Annotated in this window: 22 protein-coding genes; 11 read left to right on the top strand and 11 right to left on the bottom strand. The window is 41.4% G+C overall.

Features of this window, described 5'->3' with window-relative positions:
- Window positions 1–92 precede the first annotated feature (92 nt).
- A complete protein-coding gene (locus ACMUMQ_RS10530; RefSeq protein ID WP_414681946.1) occupies window positions 93–548 on the top strand; it encodes a ZapG family protein in 456 nt (151 codons plus the stop codon).
- Between the two features lie 74 nt (window positions 549–622).
- Here the strand turns inward: ACMUMQ_RS10530 and ACMUMQ_RS10535 are convergent, their stop codons facing one another.
- Window positions 623–1,384, bottom strand: a complete 762-nt coding sequence (locus ACMUMQ_RS10535; protein WP_414681947.1) for a Nif3-like dinuclear metal center hexameric protein — start codon at window positions 1,382–1,384, stop codon at window positions 623–625.
- Between the two features lie 18 nt (window positions 1,385–1,402).
- Between ACMUMQ_RS10535 and ACMUMQ_RS10540 the strand changes: the two genes are divergently transcribed.
- A complete protein-coding gene (locus ACMUMQ_RS10540) occupies window positions 1,403–2,446 on the top strand; it encodes a S1C family serine protease (RefSeq protein ID WP_414681948.1) in 1,044 nt (347 codons plus the stop codon).
- Here ACMUMQ_RS10540 and ACMUMQ_RS10545 read toward each other — a convergent pair.
- The 9 genes from ACMUMQ_RS10545 to ACMUMQ_RS10585 all read right to left on the bottom strand — a co-directional run bounded on the left by ACMUMQ_RS10545 (window position 2,443) and on the right by ACMUMQ_RS10585 (window position 9,355).
- A complete protein-coding gene (locus ACMUMQ_RS10545) occupies window positions 2,443–2,991 on the bottom strand; it encodes an SRPBCC family protein (RefSeq protein WP_414681949.1) in 549 nt (182 codons plus the stop codon). The genes ACMUMQ_RS10540 and ACMUMQ_RS10545 overlap by 4 nt on opposite strands.
- Before the next feature lie 2 nt (window positions 2,992–2,993).
- The gene (hisD, locus tag ACMUMQ_RS10550; RefSeq protein ID WP_414681950.1) at window positions 2,994–4,304 is read right to left on the bottom strand and encodes a histidinol dehydrogenase; all 1,311 of its coding nucleotides are present in this window, start codon (window positions 4,302–4,304) and stop codon (window positions 2,994–2,996) included.
- Complete coding sequence (gene hisG, locus ACMUMQ_RS10555; protein WP_317003609.1) at window positions 4,305–4,949, bottom strand: ATP phosphoribosyltransferase; 645 nt, start codon at window positions 4,947–4,949, stop codon at window positions 4,305–4,307.
- A 1-nt stretch (window position 4,950) separates the two neighbouring features.
- Window positions 4,951–6,213, bottom strand: a complete 1,263-nt coding sequence (gene murA, locus ACMUMQ_RS10560) for a UDP-N-acetylglucosamine 1-carboxyvinyltransferase (RefSeq protein ID WP_414681951.1) — start codon at window positions 6,211–6,213, stop codon at window positions 4,951–4,953.
- Between the two features lie 26 nt (window positions 6,214–6,239).
- Window positions 6,240–6,476: a BolA family protein gene (locus ACMUMQ_RS10565; protein WP_414681952.1), complete on the bottom strand. Its 237-nt coding sequence runs from the start codon at window positions 6,474–6,476 to the stop codon at window positions 6,240–6,242.
- Between the two features lie 215 nt (window positions 6,477–6,691).
- Window positions 6,692–7,306 carry an MlaC/ttg2D family ABC transporter substrate-binding protein gene (locus ACMUMQ_RS10570; RefSeq protein ID WP_414681953.1) on the bottom strand — a complete coding sequence of 205 codons (615 nt, stop codon included), beginning with the start codon at window positions 7,304–7,306 and terminating at the stop codon, window positions 6,692–6,694.
- A 3-nt stretch (window positions 7,307–7,309) separates the two neighbouring features.
- A complete protein-coding gene (gene mlaD / locus ACMUMQ_RS10575; protein ID WP_317003604.1) occupies window positions 7,310–7,774 on the bottom strand; it encodes an outer membrane lipid asymmetry maintenance protein MlaD in 465 nt (154 codons plus the stop codon).
- A gap of 1 nt (window position 7,775) precedes the next feature.
- Window positions 7,776–8,558, bottom strand: a complete 783-nt coding sequence (mlaE, locus tag ACMUMQ_RS10580) for a lipid asymmetry maintenance ABC transporter permease subunit MlaE (RefSeq protein ID WP_414681954.1) — start codon at window positions 8,556–8,558, stop codon at window positions 7,776–7,778.
- Window positions 8,555–9,355 (bottom strand): ABC transporter ATP-binding protein, encoded by an 801-nt coding sequence (locus ACMUMQ_RS10585; RefSeq protein ID WP_414681955.1) that lies wholly within the window; start codon window positions 9,353–9,355, stop codon window positions 8,555–8,557. Before ACMUMQ_RS10585 ends, mlaE begins: the two co-directional genes overlap by 4 nt.
- A 144-nt stretch (window positions 9,356–9,499) precedes the next feature.
- Here ACMUMQ_RS10585 and ACMUMQ_RS10590 point away from each other — a divergent pair, with 144 nt between their 5' ends.
- The 9 genes from ACMUMQ_RS10590 to yjgA all read left to right on the top strand — a co-directional run bounded on the left by ACMUMQ_RS10590 (window position 9,500) and on the right by yjgA (window position 16,475).
- Window positions 9,500–10,480, top strand: a complete 981-nt coding sequence (locus ACMUMQ_RS10590; protein WP_414681956.1) for a calcium/sodium antiporter — start codon at window positions 9,500–9,502, stop codon at window positions 10,478–10,480.
- Complete coding sequence (lptC, locus tag ACMUMQ_RS10595; protein ID WP_414681957.1) at window positions 10,480–11,058, top strand: LPS export ABC transporter periplasmic protein LptC; 579 nt, start codon at window positions 10,480–10,482, stop codon at window positions 11,056–11,058. The genes ACMUMQ_RS10590 and lptC overlap by 1 nt, the downstream gene beginning before the upstream one ends.
- Entirely contained in the window at window positions 11,042–11,551 is a 510-nt protein-coding gene (gene lptA / locus ACMUMQ_RS10600; protein ID WP_414681958.1) for a lipopolysaccharide transport periplasmic protein LptA, read from the top strand. Before lptC ends, lptA begins: the two co-directional genes overlap by 17 nt.
- Window positions 11,552–12,277 carry an LPS export ABC transporter ATP-binding protein gene (lptB, locus tag ACMUMQ_RS10605; protein ID WP_414681959.1) on the top strand — a complete coding sequence of 242 codons (726 nt, stop codon included), beginning with the start codon at window positions 11,552–11,554 and terminating at the stop codon, window positions 12,275–12,277. It begins immediately after the preceding gene.
- 75 nt (window positions 12,278–12,352) lie between these two features.
- A complete protein-coding gene (locus ACMUMQ_RS10610; RefSeq protein ID WP_414681960.1) occupies window positions 12,353–13,825 on the top strand; it encodes an RNA polymerase factor sigma-54 in 1,473 nt (490 codons plus the stop codon).
- A gap of 17 nt (window positions 13,826–13,842) precedes the next feature.
- The gene (gene ptsN, locus ACMUMQ_RS10615; RefSeq protein WP_414681961.1) at window positions 13,843–14,292 is read left to right on the top strand and encodes a PTS IIA-like nitrogen regulatory protein PtsN; all 450 of its coding nucleotides are present in this window, start codon (window positions 13,843–13,845) and stop codon (window positions 14,290–14,292) included.
- Between the two features lie 9 nt (window positions 14,293–14,301).
- Entirely contained in the window at window positions 14,302–14,571 is a 270-nt protein-coding gene (locus tag ACMUMQ_RS10620) for an HPr family phosphocarrier protein (RefSeq protein WP_317003593.1), read from the top strand.
- An 8-nt stretch (window positions 14,572–14,579) separates the two neighbouring features.
- Window positions 14,580–15,935 (top strand): magnesium transporter, encoded by a 1,356-nt coding sequence (gene mgtE / locus ACMUMQ_RS10625; protein ID WP_414681962.1) that lies wholly within the window; start codon window positions 14,580–14,582, stop codon window positions 15,933–15,935.
- Between the two features lie 6 nt (window positions 15,936–15,941).
- Window positions 15,942–16,475, top strand: coding sequence for a ribosome biogenesis factor YjgA (yjgA, locus tag ACMUMQ_RS10630; RefSeq protein ID WP_414681963.1), 534 nt, complete (start codon window positions 15,942–15,944; stop codon window positions 16,473–16,475).
- A 95-nt stretch (window positions 16,476–16,570) separates the two neighbouring features.
- On the opposite strand, the gene ACMUMQ_RS10635 is transcribed toward yjgA, so the two are convergent.
- On the bottom strand, window positions 16,571–20,395 hold the full coding sequence (locus ACMUMQ_RS10635) for a YhdP family protein (RefSeq protein WP_414681964.1): 3,825 nt from the start codon (window positions 20,393–20,395) through the stop codon (window positions 16,571–16,573).
- Window positions 20,396–20,411 lie beyond the last annotated feature (16 nt).

Consider the following 20,411-nt stretch of genomic DNA (forward strand, 5'->3'; position numbering starts at 1 on the left):
CTAACAAATTGTCACTTAAACAACACCTATCATACTGTTATCGTAGGTACGATTTCAGATATAATGATACAAATGCTTTTTTGGAGAAAAACATGAACTTAGAAGAATTCAACATCATCATATTTATTACTGGCATCATCCTTGGCAGCGTCATTACTTTCGCAATTAAAAACTTTACCGCAAAAAACACCAAGAAAGCATCAAGCTCAGACCTTGTGACGATTCGGTCTCTACAACAAGAACTTGAAAGTAAACAAGTCATCATTGATAACTTCTTTATGGACAGCAACGAAAAACTAAACTTTATTGAAAAGCACATGACAGGCTTACGAAGTACTCTCGCTGAAAACGCGAAACAAATTAGTAGCGTAGCAATAGACTCTAAAAGCAGCATTGAAAGTAACGAAGCAATGTCACCAGAAGCCACAGATGCCGTTGCACCACCTAGAGATTACGCACTCAAAAAAGATAAAGAGCTTGGTATGTTAAGCGAAGAGTTTGGCTTAAATGATAAAGACACTGATTACGAGCCTAAACGCGCTATATAACCTGCATTAGACCAATCCATTAAAAAACGGACGCTTATTTAATTAGGCGTCCGTTTTTTTCAAACAAACTAAAATCAAGCTGGGCTGTCGATATCAATGAACACAGCATCTAAATCATGTTTTTCTGATAAAAATTTAGCGATAGATTGAGCACCGAAACGCTCTGTCGCATGATGCCCAGCAGCAATAAAATGAATCCCCATTTCTCTCGCCACATGAATCGTCTGTTCTGAAACCTCCCCAGTGATAAAAACGTCTGCATTGGCCAAAACCGCCTGTTCGATATACCCCTGAGCCCCTCCAGTACAAAGCGCCACACGCTGAATTTTTCGATCACCCACATTTTCAAAGAGAACTTTTCTATTCACAACCGATTCTATTAATTGCTGAAATGAATCAACCATCATCGGCCCACTCAACTCTCCTACTACTCCAATTGCTTCTTCAATTGAAACTCCAGACTGTAGACCTACACGGTTAGAAAGTCCTATGGCATCAGCCAAACCAGCATTATTCCCAAGCGTTGGATGCGCATCAAGCGGCAAATGATAACCATATAAATTAATATCATTCTTGATCAAGGTAGAAATGCGCTTGTATTTCATACCAACAATCAATGGCGACTCGCCTTTCCAGAAATAACCGTGATGCACAAAAATAGCATCTGCACCATATTTTACAGCAGCATCTATCAGTGCCTGACTTGCAGTAACACCAGTCACAACACGCTTTATTTCTTTTTTTCCTTCCACCTGCAAACCATTGGGCGCATAATCTTTAAAGCGATCTGGGCTCAATGCCTGGTTAAGTATTAATTCAAATTCACTGCGCAGCAAAACAACCTCTTAAATTTTATGCTTCAAAAAAATTATTGGACACCCATCATTATCTCTATACTTGCAGGTGCTTGTATAGGCCTAGCAACACTCCTAATCCAAGAGAAACAGAAAAACACTCAATTTAGCTACGCCTCTTCTGTACAAAAAGCGACACCTTCGGTAGTCAACATTTACTCCCAGATACAACAAAACAATCTCAACAGCACTTCACAACACAGCATTAATTTAGGCTCTGGCGTTTTGGCTACCAAAAGCGGCTTCATATTGACAAACCACCATGTCATTCAAAATGCCGATAGTATTGTTATCGCTCTAAATGATGGCAGACGTAGCGAAGCCACTCTAATTGGATCTGATCCATCAACCGATCTAGCCATATTAAAAATTGATTTACCTAATCTTCCAAACATTAAAATGGGCAACAGCGATAAAGTCTCCGTTGGAGATAGAATTCTAGCGATAGGCAACCCGTTTGGCATCGGACAAACCGTAACATCTGGAATTATCAGCGCTAAAGGCAGAAATAGCATAGGCCTGAACACTTACGAGAATTTTTTACAAACCGATGCGGCCATTAACCCTGGAAACTCAGGCGGCGCATTAGTTAATCTCAATGGCGAACTTATTGGCATTAGCTCTGCCATCTATTCAAGTACGGGGGGATCACAAGGTATCGGCTTTGCAACACCTGTCAACGACGCCATTACCGTCATGGCAGACATCATCAAATACGGCGAAGTGGTTCGTGGTTATTTAGGAATGGAGGCTGAAAAAATCACACCTCTGCTGGCAAACAATCTCTCATTAGCATCAGACAGTGGATTACTGGTCAGCGACATAACAAAGAAAAGCCCTGCAGATAAAGCTGGAATAGAAGTTGGGGATATCATTTTAAGTATCAACAACACCCCAAGTGAAGACCCATTTCAAATAAAGCGACTTATCACTTCATTAAAGCCAGGCACTCATATTTCTGTTTTAGGAATTCGTGGCCAGCAATCTTATCAAGCAAAAATTTTACTAGAAAAACAACCCACTATGCAGCGAGTTAACCATTAATTTCGAGATTCAATTTGCTGCTTCAGATTAAGCAAACTCACTTCAAAATTCTGACCAGCGATATCATTTGCAAAAAAGGCAAGGTAAGGACTCAACAAACCTACACTCAAATTTCCTTCAATGATCCATTTAACCTCAGTAACCAAAGCATGATTTTCCAGCGTTATTCTATTATGCACAAGTCCAGTTGATAATTTAGGACGCACATCAAAACGAATGATACTACCAGTATGCTCCAGCAAAGTTAGCTCGCCGATTTCATCTGACTCATCATAGAATAAACGGACCGTATCCCCATCTTGGAGAACACCGTCAAACAGCTCAACTCGACCATCTTGAACATGCATCCACTGACTCAGCTTCTGCCCGGAAAGCACATTATCACTGACGATTTCAAGAGGAGCATTAATAGAAATACTCCTCTCGACCCGATACTCAGTTGGCAATAAAAAACCCACTAAAACCAACAGAAGAATAACCAGTGCTAAAATACGCGTCACTATTCTCAATTGATAAAGCGCGGCAGGATGAGAATTAGATCCCAAAATCAGTCACCCTTTATAATTCGATACTCAGCGGACATAGCATGCGCCTCTAAAGACTCACCGCGAGCCAAAGGAGAAGCAATTTTTGCCAACTCGCTTGCACCTAAAGGCGAACAATTAATGAGAGAGCTGCGCTTTTGGAAATCATACACACCTAATGGTGAAGAAAACCTTGCTGTACCAGAAGTTGGAAGAACGTGATTAGGGCCTGCACAATAGTCTCCTAATGCTTCCGGCGTATGTCTACCCATGAAAATAGCACCAGCATGACGAATTTTCTCAGCCCACTTTTCTGGCTCATCCACAGACAATTCTAAGTGCTCTGCCGCCACAACGTTCGCAATTTCCATCGCTTCATCCATGTCACGAACATGAATCAAAGCACCGCGCCCTTCTAACGAAATCTTAATAATATCTTTACGGCTTTGAGTTTCTATCAAACGCTCCATAGAAGATTTCACAGCCTGAATAAAGTCAGCATCAGGAGAAATCAAAATAGATTGAGCATCTTCATCGTGCTCAGCTTGTGAGAATAAATCCATAGCGATCCAATCAGGATCGGTTTTCCCATCACAAACCACCAAAATTTCAGAAGGGCCAGCAATCATATCAATTCCGACCACACCAAAAACCATCTTCTTAGCAGTGGCCACAAAGATATTGCCAGGGCCTACAATCTTATCAACTTTAGGAATACTTTCCGTTCCATAAGCTAATGCCGCAACCGCTTGAGCACCACCAATAGTGAACACTCGATCCGCACCGGCGATATAAGCCGCAGCTAAAACAATATCATTAACAAAACCATCTGGAGTAGGAACCACCATGATGATTTCACTTACGCCAGCCACTTTTGCTGGCATAACATTCATTAACACAGATGACGGGTATGCTGCCTTTCCGCCTGGCACGTAAACACCAACTCGATCAAGAGGGGTCACTTTTTGGCCTAATACCGTGCCGTTATCTTCCTGATATTGCCAAGATGGCTGCTTCTGACGCTCGTGATAATCAAAAACTCGCTTGGCAGCCGCTTCCAAGCTTTCCACCATTTCTTTACTAACACGATTCTTCGCCTGCGCCATCTCATCTCTTGAAATTTCTAGATCTGATGCTGCCGCCACATTTCTACGGTCAAAGCGGTTTGTGAATTCAATGACCGCCTCATCGCCTCTTTTTCGCACTTGCTCAACAATGTTAGCAACAGAACTTTGTACGGCGTCATCCGAAACCGAATCCCAAGCAAGTAAAGCATCCAATTCTTTACGAAAACCATCAGTGCTAGATGAAAATTCTCGAATATTTAGATTCAATTATTTACCCTCATTATTTTCTACGGCGGATCGTATCATTTCTAAAATTGGCTCGATCTCAGAGTATTTCGTTTTGTAAGCTGCTTTATTAACAACCAAACGAGTACTAATAGGAGCAATTAATTCTCGAGCCTCAAGACCGTTCGCCTTTAAAGTGTTGCCCGTATCCACTATGTCTACAATCAGATCAGCCAATCCCATAATAGGAGCCAATTCCATTGCACCATAAAGCTTTATAACATCGGCTTGAACACCTTGCTCAGCAAAATAAGCTTTGGCTGTTTTTGAAAACTTAGAAGCGACTTTTAAGCGTCTGTTTGGCAATGCCTGCCCTACAACACCGGCCGTCATCAACCGACATTTGGATATTTTCAAATCCAGTACTTCGTATAAGTTCTTAGTTGATGCTTCCATCAAAACATCTTTACCTGCTACACCAAAGTCCGCAACACCATGCTCTACGTAGGTTGGAACATCTGTCGCTCGCAATACAACGAGCTTGATGTGGTCATGGTTGGTATCGAAAATAAGTTTACGACTTTTACTAATATCTTCGGCTGGCACTATATTCGCTTTTTCTAATAGCGGTAGAGTCTCACCAAGAATGCGGCCTTTTGATAGCGCAATCGTTAATGTTTTATTCATCTTAATTTAAAACCCGTGAAATTTTCGCACCTAATGAACCAAATTTTTCTTCAATACATTCATAGCCACGATCTATATGATAAATACGGTCGATTTTTGTATCGCCCTCAGCAACCAAGGCAGATAATACTAAGCTTGCTGATGCTCTGAGGTCTGTCGCCATAACAGGCGCACCTTTCAAAGATTCACGCCCACGAATAATGGCGGTATTACCCGTAACTTCTATGTCTGCTCCCATACGAAGCATTTCATCAACATGCATAAATCGATTTTCAAAAATATTTTCAATAACTCGACCGACACCTGTCGCAACAGAATTTAATGCGACGAATTGCGCCTGCATGTCTGTCGGAAATGCAGGATATGGTGCAGTACTAATATTGACAGCAGTTGGGCGACGGCCATCCATATCGACTTCAATCCAGTCTTCACCACAGGTCACTTTCGCACCAGCTTCTTCTAATTTTGCTAGCACAGCTTCAAGTGACTTAACATCAGTATCGATAACCTTAACCTTGCCACCTGTAATCGCTGCCGCAACCAAGAATGTACCAGTCTCTATACGATCAGGCATAACTGGGTAATTTGTCCCATGCAAAGCATCAACACCATCAATTACAATAGTATCTGTTCCATGGCCTGTGATTTTTGCACCCATGGAGATCAAACACTCAGCCAAATCTACCACTTCTGGCTCACGCGCAGCGTTTTCTAGAATGGTTTGACCATCAGCCAAGGTTGCAGCCATCAATAGGTTTTCAGTGCCCGTTACAGTGACTTTATCAAAAAAGATACGAGCACCTTTTAAACGGCCATCTACAGTGGCAACGATATCGCCGTTGTCGACATTAATCTTGGCCCCCATCGCCTCTAATCCGCGTAAGTGCAAATCAACTGGTCGACTACCAATAGCACAACCACCAGGAAGAGAAACAACCGCTCGACCAAAGTGACTAACCAAAGGCCCCAACACCAAAATAGAAGCTCGCATAGTTTTAACAAGCTCATAGGGCGCTTCGCAGTTGTTCAACGTCGAAACATCTAGCTGCACGCTCATTTTCTCATCTACAACCACGCCACACCCCATAGAGCCCAGGAGTTCAAGCATGGTAGTAATGTCATGTAGATGAGGAAGATTTTTTATTGTGATTAAATCTTTTGTCAGTAATGTGGCAGCCAATATAGGCAATGCTGCGTTTTTAGCGCCGGAAGCACGAACAACACCATTAAGTTGAGCACCACCAGTAATTAGAAGCTTATCCATATATTTTTAATCTCTTATCTACGCTATTACAGCGATTCTTTTTGTTCTGGAGTGTAGGTTTTCATGGTCACAGCATGAATTGCACCACTTGAAATGGCATCTTGAAGATGTGAATAAACAAGCTGTTGTCTCTTAACTGTAGACAAACCTTCAAACTCACTTGTTACTACCTCTACTTGAAAGTTACAACCTTCGCCTTCAGCGACAACTTCACAGTTAGAGATAGAAGACTCCAAAAGCATTTTCACTTCATTTGCGTTCACAGCAGCTCCAATAAAAATAAAATATTTATAATTACCTATATTCTACCCTAGTAATGCCAACTACTTAACACCTCTGCGAGCAACTCTGAAGAAAAAACCTATGTTTTCCAATATTTTATTCAAGACTGACAAAACAACCGTATAAAAAGCAAAAAATCCAAACCTATTCATTAGATTCGGATTTCAAAGGAGAGCAAAAATGTACGACAAGTAGCTTAAGACGCTCTAGCTAAAGACTTCTGCCAAGCTGTTATCGCTAACTCTATGTCGTTTTTGTTTTGCTGCATCATGACTGAAAATTGCTTACGGAAGGTAAGGCCAAAATTGATGTTATTAATGATGATATTACTTAACATCCAAGCCCCTTCTTCAGATTGCTCCATATAAAAAGTGATATTCAACAAGCCACCAGCTTCCATTTGGAAATCAACATCTACCCTTGTTTCCTTACCTTTCCCCTGAGGCCCAAGAGGCAAAACTTTAATATTGTCAGGATCAAGCTCTAACAAGGAAGAACCATAGGTTTTTAGCAATGTGTCTTTCGTTACCGTAACAAAACGTGTTCGCTGCTCTGGTGTTGCCCTACGGTAATACTTACCCATAATTTTTTTTGAGAAGTCATCAAAATCTACAATTTTGTTGAGAATATTATCAACTCGACTTTCCAATAAAACAGGATCTTTAGACAAGATATCTTTGTCAGCCACTATATCGGTACGAAAAGACTCAACAATTCCAACCACCGCTTCTCTTGCTGCCTCGTTAGACCAAGACAAACTAGAAGTAAACATGGTTACGAACAACACAACACTCGACAATATTTTATTCATTTATTAATCCTCAGAATCGTCAGATTTAAACAAAAACTGACTAATCAAAGTTTCTAACACAAGCGCAGACTGCGTATCGTATATTTCACTACCATCAACTAAGTTCTCATCCTCTGCGCCGATAGTAATACCTAAATATTTTTCCCCAAGAAGCCCGCTCGTTAAAATTGCAATAGAGCTGTCTTCTGGAATATTGGCTACATTTGAATCAATATTCATTGTTACCAACCCCATATATAGCTCTTTATCAAAAGCTATGGACTCAACACTCCCTACTTCCACTCCAGCAATGGTGACTTTTGCTCGGCTCGTCAAACCGCCAATATCATCAAATCTAGCCACCACTTGATAAGTGTCTTTTTTACCTGAAAAAGCAAGACCACTCACTTGTACAGCCAAATACACAAAGGCCAAAATACCCAAAACAATAAAACAACCAACAAACAATTCAGTGCGCTTACTTCTCATCCTAAAAATCTCCAAACATGGCAGCCGTTAACACAAAGTCCAGCGCCAAAATAGCCAATGAACCTAACACAACCGTTCGAGTGGTTGCCTTACCAATCCCTTCTGATGTGGGTACACACTCGTAACCTTGATACACCGCAATCCAAGTCACAGCGACCGAGAAACACAAGGCCTTAACAAAACCATTTATGATATCTGTATCAAAATAAACAGATTGCTGCATCAGTGACCAAAAAGCGCCATCATGAACACCTAGCCAACCAACAGAAACAACCAAACCACCAATGATACCCGTTGCAGAAAAAATTAAACTCAATAAAGGCAAACAAATCACACCAGCAATAAATCTTGGAGCAATTACCCTTCGTAGCGGGTCAACCCCCATCATCTCAAAGCTGGAAAGCTGTTCGGTTGCTTTCATCAACCCGATTTCGGCCGTTAACGAAGAACCAGCCCTCCCAGCGAACAGCAAAGCCGTCACAACAGGTGCCAACTCTCGCAATAAAGCCAATGCTAATAACTGACCAACTGCCTCTTCAGAGCCAAACTTTGCTAAAATACTGTAACCTTGAAGTGCCAACACCATACCGATAAAAGCACCAGACACAACAACAATAACAAGAGACAAAACCCCAACAGAATATAACTGTTTTATTAAGAGATTAACTGACTCATTGAAACGCACAGGCAACCTAAAAACACTTTGAGCCAAGAAAATACCCGCTCTTCCAACCGCTTCGAGCCAACTAAGAAACCACGCTCCTAAAGAAGCCACTGTTTTCATAATGCAACCTCATTAGCTAGCGCATCTTCAGGATAATGGAAAGGCACAGGTCCGTCTGGCTCACCATTCAAAAACTGTTTAACCTCTGGATCGTCAGAAGCTCGTATTTCTTCAGCCGAGCCTTCAGCAATGACTCGTCCTCCCGCCAAAATACACACATGGTCAGCAATAGAAAGCGACTCTTCGACATCATGAGAAACAAGAACAGAAGTAATATTGGCGGTATCGTTAAGTTGGCGTATGAGCTTCACCAGAACACCTTTTGATATCGGATCTTGCCCTGTAAAAGGCTCATCATACATGACTAACTCAGGATCTAACGCAATGGCGCGCGCTAAAGCAACGCGTCTAGCCATACCGCCAGACAATTCAGATGGCATTAAGCCAGCCGCCCCTCTAAGGCCAACACTGTGCAACTTATCAGCCACAATACGTTGAATTTCTGACACTGAAAGCTTGGTATGCTCTTCCATAGGAAAAGCGACATTCTCTGCTACTGACATATCGCTAAAGAGTGCACCACTTTGAAAAAGCATGCCCATCTTTTTACGAACCTTATAAAGGTCCGTTCTAGATAAAGAGTGGACATTTTCGCCATTGATCAAAATAGAGCCACTATCCGGCTCCAGTTGCGCTGCAATCAAGCGCAGCAAGGTTGTTTTGCCTGTTCCGCTCGGCCCCATTACCGCTGTAATTTTCCCTTTCGGGATGGTAAGTGAAATATCTTCATAAATAACACGACCGCCTCGGAAGAAGCTGAGATTTTTAACATCTATATAAGCATCAAGCGCTGACATACATTTTTTATCCCTACAAAATATCCCCAGATACTACCACCGCCCTTCTATAAATAAAATCAAAGCAAAGCAAATTCAATTTGTTTGTCAGGTCAAGTCTTGAATTTCAATCACAAACCTCATTAAATGGTACTCCCTGAATTTATGAGTACTTTCCACATCATGTTGCTATCTTCCATTGCGCTTATCGCAGGTTTAATTCTTTTAGTCATGAGCTCCGATAAATTCATCGAGCACTCAGCGTTAGTCGCCGAAAAACTTAACGTAAGCCCAATGGTAATAGGTATCACGTTGGTTGCTCTTGGTACTTCCGCGCCTGAGATGGTTGTTTCTGCAATTGCAGCATTTGATCAAGCCCCAGAAATTGCAGTTGGAAATGTAATTGGCTCTAACATCGCCAATATCGCTCTGGTTTTCGGAATCACTTTACTCTTTTCATCTGTTCCTATCGCAAAGGGTTTAACAACGAAAGAAGTACCCCTCGTTCTGGCCATCACCTTCCTTGCTGGTTACTTACTTTACGATCAAGCTTTGAGCGTATTAGACGGCATCCTTCTGATCTTAGCCTTCATCATAATTTTGAGTATCTTATTAAAGGGCAGCAAAGATCTTGAAAGCGAATTAAAAGACGAACTCCCAGAAGACGACGGCTCACCAGTCGTTAAATCCCTAATCATTGCCTTAATTGGTTTAGCTGTTTTAATTGGCAGTTCTAAACTCTTGGTGTGGGGAGCAATTAACATAGCAACGGCACTTGGCGTCAGTGAGCTCATCATTGGACTATCTATCGTCGCTATTGGCACCAGCTTGCCAGAGTTAGCCGCCTCAGTGAGCAGTGTAAGAAAAGGTCACCATGACATCGCCATCGGTAATATCTTAGGTTCCAATATTTTCAATTTGGCAACGGTACTGCCTTTACCTGCGTTAATTGCGCCAGGCATTATTGATGCCAACGTAACTAATCGAGATTACCCTTGGGTATTGGCTTTAACAATCGCCCTTGCGTTCGCTATTTATGTTTTCAAAAAATCTAAAACCGGCAGCATTCCACGCTGGATTGGATTACCGCTTCTTGGATCTTATTGTGTCTATCTATTTATAATTAGCTCAGGCAGTTCGATCTAATGTTTAAATTTGAAAGCACAGCTACGCCTAAAATATTATTATTCGCTATCTTATTGATTGCTGGTGTAGCTGCTTTTCTATGGCATGAAGCTTCTCCTCAAAGAAGTCTAATACCAACAGATTCTTTAAGCAGCTCTCCGGACTACTTCATTACTCAGGTAACCATCAAAGAGTTCAATCAAAATGGAGAATTAATCGAAACCCTCAATGCGAAGCAAACGCTGCATTATATTGATGACTCTAAAACACTCCTTGATTCTCCAAGCGTTGCACGAAAATCTGAGTCAGGCACTTGGAGCGCAAAAGCAAATAAAGGCATCATTCATGATGGAAGTAATGATATTCTACTCACAGACAAAGCTGAAGCCGTTAAGACATACCTTCAATCTGAAGACATAAAATTGAGCGCAGACAGCATACATTATTTAGATAAAGATCAATCACTAACAAGCCAAGGAAGTCCGATGCTAGTCTCCACACAAGGAGAAGCTTCCGCTGACAAAATTACGACCTATATCAATTCAGAAGAAGTCATCATGACAGGATCTGTAAGAGGAACATATGAAACACTTGATTAATATTAGCGCTTTGCTAATTTCAACTTTATTAAGTCAATACACTTATGCCTTACCAGACGACATAAATAAATCCATAGAAGTTCAAGCTGATGAAGCCTCTTTTAACCAAAATACTGGAGAAGCCATTTACAAAGGCAATGTCTTCATTAAGCAAGGCTCTATTGAAATACAGGCACAATATTTAAAAGTTGTAACTGATATAGAGACAAAAAAATTCAGTCGCTTAGAAGCCTTGGGGCAACCCGCAAAATTTAGCCAACAAATCGATTCAACTGGCAACACTGTTACCAGCAAAGGCAATAAAATCCATTACTCTATCACTGAATCCAAACTAGAAATTATAGGCAATGGACAGTTAAGCAAGCTAAACAACTTTATATCCGCCGACTACATCCTTTACACTATTAGTGATGGAGCCTTTAGTGCAGAAAAAAAAGGCACAGGCAGAGTATCAATGACGTTTCAACCTCCATTAGTTGAGGAAACAAATTAAATGGCCCTTCTAGAAGCTAAAAACCTAGCAAAGAGCTACAAAAAACGACAAGTAGTAAAAGATGTTTCCATCTCAGTTGAGTCAGGGCAAGCCGTTGGTTTGCTTGGCCCTAACGGCGCAGGCAAAACCACATGCTTTTATATGATAGTTGGAATGGTTGCCAATGATGCAGGCGGCATATTTATCGATGGTAAAGACATCACCAGTAACGCCATGCACACTAGAGCACAAAAAGGTATCGGCTACTTACCACAAGAAGCCTCCATTTTTAGAAAAATGTCTGTTGAAGACAATATTTTAGCGATTTTAGAAACACGCAAAGAACTCACAAAAGCCCAGAAAAAATCCAGGCTTGAAGATTTATTAGAAGAATTTCATATTACCCATATCAGAAAGAACTTAGGCATGGCCTTATCTGGTGGCGAGAGACGCCGTGTAGAAATTGCACGAGCACTAGCAATGAATCCAAAGTTCGTTCTCTTAGACGAACCCTTCGCTGGTGTTGACCCTATTTCTGTTGGCGATATCAAACTTATTATTAAACACTTACAAGAAAGCGGCATTGGCGTTCTAATCACAGATCACAATGTCAGAGAAACCTTAGACATCTGCGATAAAGCTTATATTGTGGGTAACGGATATATCATTGCTTCTGGTGATGCCAGTACAGTTATTAACAATGAACAGGTAAAAAAAGTCTATTTAGGTGACGACTTCCGCCTGTAACCCCTTATCATTACTGCAGAAAGGGAGTAGTATGCATAACTCGTTCCAATTCACTCAAATAAAAAGAGTTGCTCCATGAAGCAGTCTTTACAGTTAAAACTCGGTCAACAGCTGACCATGACACCTCAGCTACAGCAAGCGATACGTTTGTTGCAGCTTTCTACGCTGGATCTTAAACAAGAAATTCATGAATTTCTTGAGTCAAACCCTCTTCTTGAACTTGACGATGACGAACAAGGGCAAGTAGAAGCACCAGCCAGCATCGAATCCAAAAGCACACCAGAAACACCTGATGTCAATACAAGTGAAGAAGCTCGTGTTGAATCAGAATGGACAGAAAGCATTCCTGAAGAGCTCTCAATAGACAGCAACTGGGATGACACCTATCAAAGCTCTGCCGCGATCAGCGACAACAATAGCTATGAAGGTGACGGCGACTTCGAAAGCCGTAATGCGCCAGCAGAAAGCATACAAGACCACTTAATCTGGCAATTAAATTTAACTCACATGTCTGATAGAGACATTGAGATTGCATACGCAATCATTGAATGCGTACAGCCAGATGGTTACCTAAGTATTACACCAGACGATATCTGCGAGTCTCTTTCTATCGAACTAGAAGAGCTTGATATAGAAGAGGTCATGGCCGTCCAACATAGACTGCAGCGTTTTGATCCTATTGGTGTTTGCTCTACCGATCTACGAGACTGCCTCTTAGTTCAGTTAGAAGCGTTTCAAAACCATCCTTTATACAAAAGCACGCACAACTTGATTGACAATTATTTGCCACTTCTCGGTAGTCGTGACTTTGCGCAATTAAGCAGAAAAACAAAGCTCAAAGACGAAGCTCTCAAAGAAGTTGTTAGCCTAATACAGCAACTTAATCCTCGTCCAGGCTCTGTTATTGATGCAGACGATACGGACTATGTCATTCCAGATGTTTCTGTCAAAAAGCGCAATGGCAGTTGGCAAGTAGAGCTAAACAACGACGCTTTGCCGCCAGTCAAAATAAACGAAACTTATTCTGCTATGGCTAGCACCGCCTCAACACCCGAGGACGCGAGCTATATTAAGACATCATTACAAGAAGCCAAGTGGTTCATGAAAAGTCTACAAAGCCGAAATGAAACCCTTCTGAAAGTTGCCAGCTGTATTGTAAGCCGTCAAATTGACTTTTTTGAATTAGGTGAAGAAGCCATGAAACCCATGGTACTTCACGATGTAGCAGAAGAAGTCGGCATGCACGAATCAACAATATCTAGGGTGACAACTCAAAAATACATACACACACCAAAAGGTATTTTTGAACTTAAATATTTCTTCTCTAGCCATGTCAATACAGCATCTGGCGGAGAATGCTCTTCTACAGCGATACGAGCCATGATTAAAAAGCTAGTAACAGATGAGCCAGCGAAAAAACCTTTAAGCGATAATAAACTAGCGACTATTTTGGCAGACCAAGGCATACAAGTTGCCCGTCGTACTGTCGCAAAATACCGCGAGGCGATGAACATACCGCCATCCAATGAACGCAAGCGATTGATCTAAACGGACACTATTTTACCATGCCATTAAAATCATTATTGAAAGCAGAACTTGTCTTTGCAAAACAAGAGATTGTCAGCAAAAAACGCGTTCTTGAGAACTTAGCGGAAGTCGCATCTAACAAACTGCATTGCGATAACGAAGCGGTTTATGACGCTTTATTAGGCCGAGAAAAACTTGGTAGTACTGGTATAGGAAATGGTATAGCCATTCCTCATTGCCGTTTGGAGTCTGCTAATCATACGGCAATCGTTGTAATGTCATTACAAAATCCGATTGACTTTGATGCTATTGACAAAAGAGCAGTAGATTTGATCTTCGCCCTCATCGTTCCACCTCACGAGTGCGACTCTCATTTGTCGACATTGGCGCAAATTGCAGAATTAGCACAATCGCCACAATCTTTAGATAAACTAAGAACCGCTCAAACAAACGAAGAGCTATTCAATATATTTGATTCGTTAATATAGGAAACATGCATGCAAGAAGAGTCTATTACTATCATCAACAAACTTGGCTTGCATGCTAGAGCAGCAGGAAAGCTTGTTGAAACAACTTCTCGCTTCTCCTGTGATATTACCATCGAAAAAGAAGGTCGTAACGTCGACGGAAAAAGCATTATGGCAATGATGATGCTCGCTGCAGGAAAAGGCACCGAAATTCATATTAAAACCAATGGAGATGACGAAGAAGACGCTCTAAAAGCCATAATAGAACTGATCAATAATCGTTTTGGTGAAGATGAGTAACACTTTATATGTCAGAGAAAGCAACTCTAACTAATCATCTGCAGACAGTCACCGAATCTCTTGAATCCGGTGCCACCATGCAAATCCGTTATTTACTTAACGGTGCGCTACCTGCGCAGGACGTTGCTCGATTACTCGAATCCTCCCCGCCTAAAGAGCGAAAGCTTTTATGGGAGCTAATTAACTCAGAAAACCAAGGCGAAGTACTACAATACCTAAGTGAAGATATCGGCGCTCAATTCATGAAAAACATGGATACCGAGCGACTGATAGAGCTCTCGGAAAATTTCGAAAGCGATGACTTAGCCGATTTATTACAACACCTACCTGAAACCGTTGTAAAAGAAGTTCTTGCGTCCATGACAACGCAAGACAGAATGCGTGTTGAAGCTCTCTTAAGCTACTCGGAAGATTCTGCCGGTGGCTTAATGAATACAGACACAATAACAATACGTCCAAACATAACGATTGATATTGTATTTCGCTACCTAAGAAGACACGACATTCTCCCTGATATGACAGACAACCTGCTGGTTGTTAGCCGATCTGACCGCTTATTAGGCACACTTCCTCTCACAAAATTATTAGTGTCAGACACCAGCGATATCGTTCGGGATATCATGGAAACAGAATACACCGTCATTGAAGCTGAAACACCTGCCAGCGAAGTAGCGCAATTATTTGAAAAAATGGACCTTGTTTCTGCCCCTGTTATTGATGGAAAAAGCAAAAAGCTTCTAGGGCGAATCACGATCGATGACGTGGTTGATGTCATTCGAGACGAAGCAGAACACTCAATGCTAAGCATGGCTGGTCTTGATGACGACGAAGATACATTCGCCCCTATTATGAAAACAACAAGGCGCCGCGCTGTATGGCTAGGAGTCAATTTGGTGACGGCGTTTATTGCCTCTTATGTCATTGGGTTATTTCAGGATACACTAGACCAAGTTGTTGCTCTCGCCATTCTCATGCCTATCGTCGCCAGTATGGGCGGTATCGCAGGCTCTCAAGTTCTCACATTGGTAATACGCGGCATCGCGCTCGACCAAATAGGCACCACCAACACTCGCTGGTTGTTAAACAGAGAGCTCATTGTTGGCCTTATTAATGGGCTTTTATGGGCAACAATTATTGCCGCTCTCACCGCACTTTGGTTTGACAATATGAAGATTGCCTATATCATTGCGGGCGCGATCATCATTAATCTTTTATTTGCCGCAACGACAGGCACACTTTTACCGATTTTATTGAAGAAAGTCGGTATAGACCCAGCTCTTGCCGGAAGCGTAATCCTTACAACAGTAACCGATGTTGTTGGATTTCTTTCCTTCCTTGGCCTTGCTACCATCTTTTTAATATAGGTTCCCATGACAGACTTTGATCAATTTGAAAATGAAGACGACATTCCTAAAAGCAAAACCCAGATCAAGCGAGAAATGGAAGCTTTGCAAGATCTTGGTAAAAAGCTACTTAAGTTAAGCAAAAACCAACTTAAGAAAGTTGAAATGTCTGACACATTACGCGATGCCATTGCAGAAGCAGAAAGAATCAAACACCACGAAGCATCACGAAGACATTTACAGTACATAGGCAAAATCATGCGTACGGAAGATCATGAAGCGATTGCTCAACGAGTGGCTTTATTTGACTCCACCTCAGCCGCATACAATAAGCTTTTTCATCAATTAGAAGCCAAAAGAGACGCTTTAGTCGGTGAAAACAGTAAAGAGGTTCTGTCTCAATATCTAGACGAAAATCCAAACATGGAAGACATACAACTACTTAGACAGCTTATTCGCCTATCTCAGAAAGAAGTGTCACAAGGAAGCAACACAACCAACCGTAAAAAGCTGTTTCGTTTTTTACGTGAAGCAGAAGAAAAACGCTTAGGCCTTAAGTAACACCTAAAAAAATAAGTCATAAAAAAAGCTCTAACTATGCAAATAGCTAGAGCTTTTTTTATGTGAGACAAAGAGCCTCCAAAAGTAAAACTTAGTTACTTTTTCTCCAAAGGTCGATACTTAATGGGCGTAATAACCGGATCATTAAACGAACCTTCTACTTTGTATTGAACACTGGTCACCTTAGACAATTGATCACCAATCAATTTATCCGTAATAAAGAGCAAACCGGCAATTTGAGGCGTGGAAAGCAATAAGCCAGCGAGAGGTAAAGTGCCTGTTAACGGAAAAGTTGCCGTCAATTTCTCATCTAATGTTTCATTTACAATGTCCGCCTTCCCTTCTACAACCAACTCTGCAGAAGGTGCGACAATCTTGATTGGCTTCGTTGTCGTCAAAATCCCTTTATTTAAAGACAACACTCCATTGAAATCATCATAGGTTAACCCAGGTTCGTAAATATCAGAGAAGTCCAACACTAACCTTCGGCTCAAAGCACCAATATTGAAAATACCAAGCGCCTTTAAAAAGGAGGGTAACTCATCAACCTTGTGAAAGTTGCCGTCGTCGGCAGAAAAACTAATACCGCCCGACACAGAACTCCGGTCAAAGTAAAACGGATGCCCTTTCCAATTGAGGTCAACATCAAGCTGGTAAGCCTTGGATGAGAGATAACTCTCATTAGAAAACTTCCCAGCTAATTCGCCAATATCCTTACCCTTTGCTCCTATCGACAACTCAACAGTAGAATCTTCTCCAGCATCAACCCAAACGAAACGCCCAGAAAAAGTACCGCTTTTTAATTTGGTCGCTATAGGCTCAACACTCACTTTATTCGCATTTCTTTTGACTGCCAGCTGCCAATCACCGTATGGCTTTTCGTTTAAATACAGCTCATCCACCGATAAATTTATGTTTGGCACCTGATATGCAGAAATTGGTGCCTCTACATTTTCACTTTCATGCGGGGCTACATCATCATTTGAAGGGGCAGTATTCCAGCTTAAAAAGCCAAAATGTAAATTTGGCGTTTGGCTTTCATTTGTATACGAGAAGTTCAGTTCATCAGAACTCACCAATAAAGCACCGCTCTTTGAAGCATCATAAGACACTTTAAAGTTACGCAAAGTGTTATACGGATTCACCTCAACATCATCAATGATAAGATTTACTTTATTAATCCATGTTGGCAGTTGAGGAACTTCAACTTCTGTTTGTTTCACGCTATCCGATGAGAGTTTATTGAAGACTGAGAACCACTCCTGAACATCAAAGTAGTCAAAGTTGCCATTCAACACCAACCCTTTAGGAATTGTGTCACTTAAAGACTGCCCTTCTTCGCCATTCATAATGACCTCTCCGCCCACAAACTCTCCTTCATTCATGAGGAAACGTGAGTTGGACAAAGCACTGTAATTTAGGTCAACAACCAAGTCGTCTTCATGTTGCCTAAGTTTTATGTTAAGAGGTTTAGCTTCTTCATTTTTCTTGCCGACTGGCTTGGGAAGAGCAACATTCACTCCAAGCAAATCACTGTTTATGACTAAATCAAGCTGCCCACTTTGTGACTGATTAATGGATAAAGTGCCGTTGTAAGACGCATTTCCCGACACTGCATTTGTTAAAGCGTCTGGGAGCTCACGCCACTCAAGTACATTTCGCAAATTAGCTACTCCCGACAAATCTCCAGAGATAGCCAATTCACCTTCAAATGTGTTGTTAGAGGTCAGGCTAAGACGTGATTCTCCTCCCAAACCTTGAATTTGGAACTCTGAATTTTGAATACCTTCTGCAGAGGTATAATTTAACTGCCCCTTTTTAATAACCGTAGGAAGATTTAAGTCTTTCAATGTTACAGGGTTATTCTCAAAATTCAGACTTACCTGAACCTTTGGATCTTGGCCATGTGAGAAAGGCACGCTCACATCAAAACTACCACTTACCTCTCCAGTAACATCCCAATTCTCAAAAGGCTTAACTATTGTTTCGTTTAGGGGCGTTTCTTTTAACATGGAAATAATGGTAGCGGAGTCATCTTTGACCCGAGCTTTGATATTCAGCCAATCTGCAGCATTATCTACAATAGGCACGCTTAGCTTTATGTCTGAAGCGCTAAGCCCTGACAAAACAGCTGAGTCAACATTGACAGAAATGCCTTTGTTATCGAATTCAAAGGCACCACTAACCTGTTCTGCCACAGGCCAGTTTTCATCAAATTGTATTGAAAGATCACGAGCAGCAAGCTGTACTCTCACATGTGGATCAGCACCATCTGAAAGCTCAGAATGTAAAAGAACATCTGCACTACTCACCATACCTGCATCAGCAAAAGAGGAATCTATCCATTGTCTAAGGTCTTCGTTGAGCGCTTTTGGCGGGATATACGATAGCCGATCAGAGGTCGGAATATTGTCACCATGCAAGTCTAACGAAATCCAGTCCGGCTCATCTTTTCTAATCTCTAAACGAAACCCACCTTGGATATGAGCAGCATTACGCTCTACATTAAGGCCTTTCCCTACAATTAAAAAAGTATCCTGCTGTTTTTGCCAACTAACATACCCAGACAAAGCATCCACAAACCAAGGGCTGTCATAAACCGTATCAAAATGCAGCTGACTCATTTGCCCTTTAAAGTCGATATAGCCACTATCATTCGATAAACTAAAGACTGCATTCACACCTGTGGCTTTTGGAATACCATTGTAAGCATCAACTGAAGCAGACTGAAAATTACTCAAGAACTGAAATGATGGCTGATCATTTTCTTGCCAAATCTGAAGCGCACCATTTGTGGCTACCCCAGTCGGATTCAATCCACTCAATATAGATTGAGCATCCGATTCTTCAGGCAAAAAGTAAGACGCTACCTGATTAGCCATACCTAAATCTATCTGATCAAACCGGATATTGGAGCGCTTAGAAAGCGAGGACCAATCAAATGAAAGGTTCGTTGTCGGATAAGGTTCTTTTAATTCGTTATTTACCTCTAAATCATAGAGATCTACATGCAAACTTGGTGAGGTTTGAGCGTAACGTAGACGAAGAGAGGAAGTTGTTTGATAAGCTCTGCCATCGGCAAAAGATATATTGAATTGTGCGCCTTGAGAACGAAGCTCAACCTCTTTCCCTACGGTAACATCGAACCAAAGTTTGCCTCCAGTCTCGATTTCTTCTACTGAATAATCAGCAAGCTGGAATGCCTCCTTAATTGGCAATGAGAATAAAGGTGCGTCAAGAGATGCTTTTATTCGATAATTGCCAAGCAAACCACTGTAACCAGCCAAGCGAGCATCTATTTGGAAGGGAGCCTCATTACCATCTAAATAAAACGTAGAAGTTAATAAAGAGCCAAATGACTTTTGGAATATGTATAAGTGAGGAATACCAAGAATGTGCTCGCCAAATTGGTCGCTGTGTATTTCTACACTAGCGTCTATTATGGAGAAATTCCGCTGCTCAGAGAGGTAGTCTAAAGCCCGCTCAATACCAACATCATTACGCACTGTACGAGAAGGTTTAGCACCATTAAGACGCCATTGCCCTTCGCTTTCCTGCAAAGAAACAACGGGCTCCACAAACCTGATATAGGTGAACTGTGGACTTAAGCTTAACAGAGATTTAACCGTATCCAGTCGAACACGCATCTCATTAACAAGAATCGAAGGCTTACTATTAACCGACAACTGAAAATCGCCAACAGAAATAGTCGGATCAATTCCCTCTAGACGTCCATCGATACTGCCTAAACTAATAGGATAACCTGTTATTTGCTCCAAGTTATTTTCTATTTGCGGGCGATAGTGATCTAAATAAGGCAGTAAATTTGCAACACTCAAAGAAAAAATGGCGAGCAATGCCGTGAAGGTAACAAGCACCCAAAAAGCAATCACAATCGTTTTACGCAATAGCCAACTCATTATTGGGCCTATAAGG

Origin of the sequence: Marinomonas algae (genome assembly GCF_047525555.1) — a bacterium.
Taxonomy (GTDB): Bacteria; Pseudomonadota; Gammaproteobacteria; order Pseudomonadales; family Marinomonadaceae; genus Marinomonas.

Bases quoted from the DNA above. Each gene is read 5' to 3' on its own strand.
- ACMUMQ_RS10620 (WP_317003593.1), top strand. From the start codon at position 14,302: ATGCAAGAAGAGTCTATTACTATCATCAACAAACTTGGCTTGCATGCT.
- ACMUMQ_RS10570 (WP_414681953.1), bottom strand. From the start codon at position 7,306: ATGAATAAAATATTGTCGAGTGTTGTGTTGTTCGTAACCATGTTTACT.
- ACMUMQ_RS10590 (WP_414681956.1), top strand. From the start codon at position 9,500: ATGAGTACTTTCCACATCATGTTGCTATCTTCCATTGCGCTTATCGCA.
- ptsN (WP_414681961.1), top strand. From the start codon at position 13,843: ATGCCATTAAAATCATTATTGAAAGCAGAACTTGTCTTTGCAAAACAA.
- mgtE (WP_414681962.1), top strand. From the start codon at position 14,580: ATGTCAGAGAAAGCAACTCTAACTAATCATCTGCAGACAGTCACCGAA.
- lptB (WP_414681959.1), top strand. From the start codon at position 11,552: ATGGCCCTTCTAGAAGCTAAAAACCTAGCAAAGAGCTACAAAAAACGA.
- yjgA (WP_414681963.1), top strand. From the start codon at position 15,942: ATGACAGACTTTGATCAATTTGAAAATGAAGACGACATTCCTAAAAGC.
- mlaD (WP_317003604.1), bottom strand. From the start codon at position 7,774: ATGAGAAGTAAGCGCACTGAATTGTTTGTTGGTTGTTTTATTGTTTTG.
- hisG (WP_317003609.1), bottom strand. From the start codon at position 4,949: ATGAATAAAACATTAACGATTGCGCTATCAAAAGGCCGCATTCTTGGT.
- murA (WP_414681951.1), bottom strand. From the start codon at position 6,213: ATGGATAAGCTTCTAATTACTGGTGGTGCTCAACTTAATGGTGTTGTT.
- ACMUMQ_RS10530 (WP_414681946.1), top strand. From the start codon at position 93: ATGAACTTAGAAGAATTCAACATCATCATATTTATTACTGGCATCATC.
- lptC (WP_414681957.1), top strand. From the start codon at position 10,480: ATGTTTAAATTTGAAAGCACAGCTACGCCTAAAATATTATTATTCGCT.
- lptA (WP_414681958.1), top strand. From the start codon at position 11,042: ATGAAACACTTGATTAATATTAGCGCTTTGCTAATTTCAACTTTATTA.
- ACMUMQ_RS10635 (WP_414681964.1), bottom strand. From the start codon at position 20,395: ATGAGTTGGCTATTGCGTAAAACGATTGTGATTGCTTTTTGGGTGCTT.
- mlaE (WP_414681954.1), bottom strand. From the start codon at position 8,558: ATGAAAACAGTGGCTTCTTTAGGAGCGTGGTTTCTTAGTTGGCTCGAA.
- ACMUMQ_RS10540 (WP_414681948.1), top strand. From the start codon at position 1,403: ATGCTTCAAAAAAATTATTGGACACCCATCATTATCTCTATACTTGCA.
- ACMUMQ_RS10585 (WP_414681955.1), bottom strand. From the start codon at position 9,355: ATGTCAGCGCTTGATGCTTATATAGATGTTAAAAATCTCAGCTTCTTC.
- ACMUMQ_RS10610 (WP_414681960.1), top strand. From the start codon at position 12,353: ATGAAGCAGTCTTTACAGTTAAAACTCGGTCAACAGCTGACCATGACA.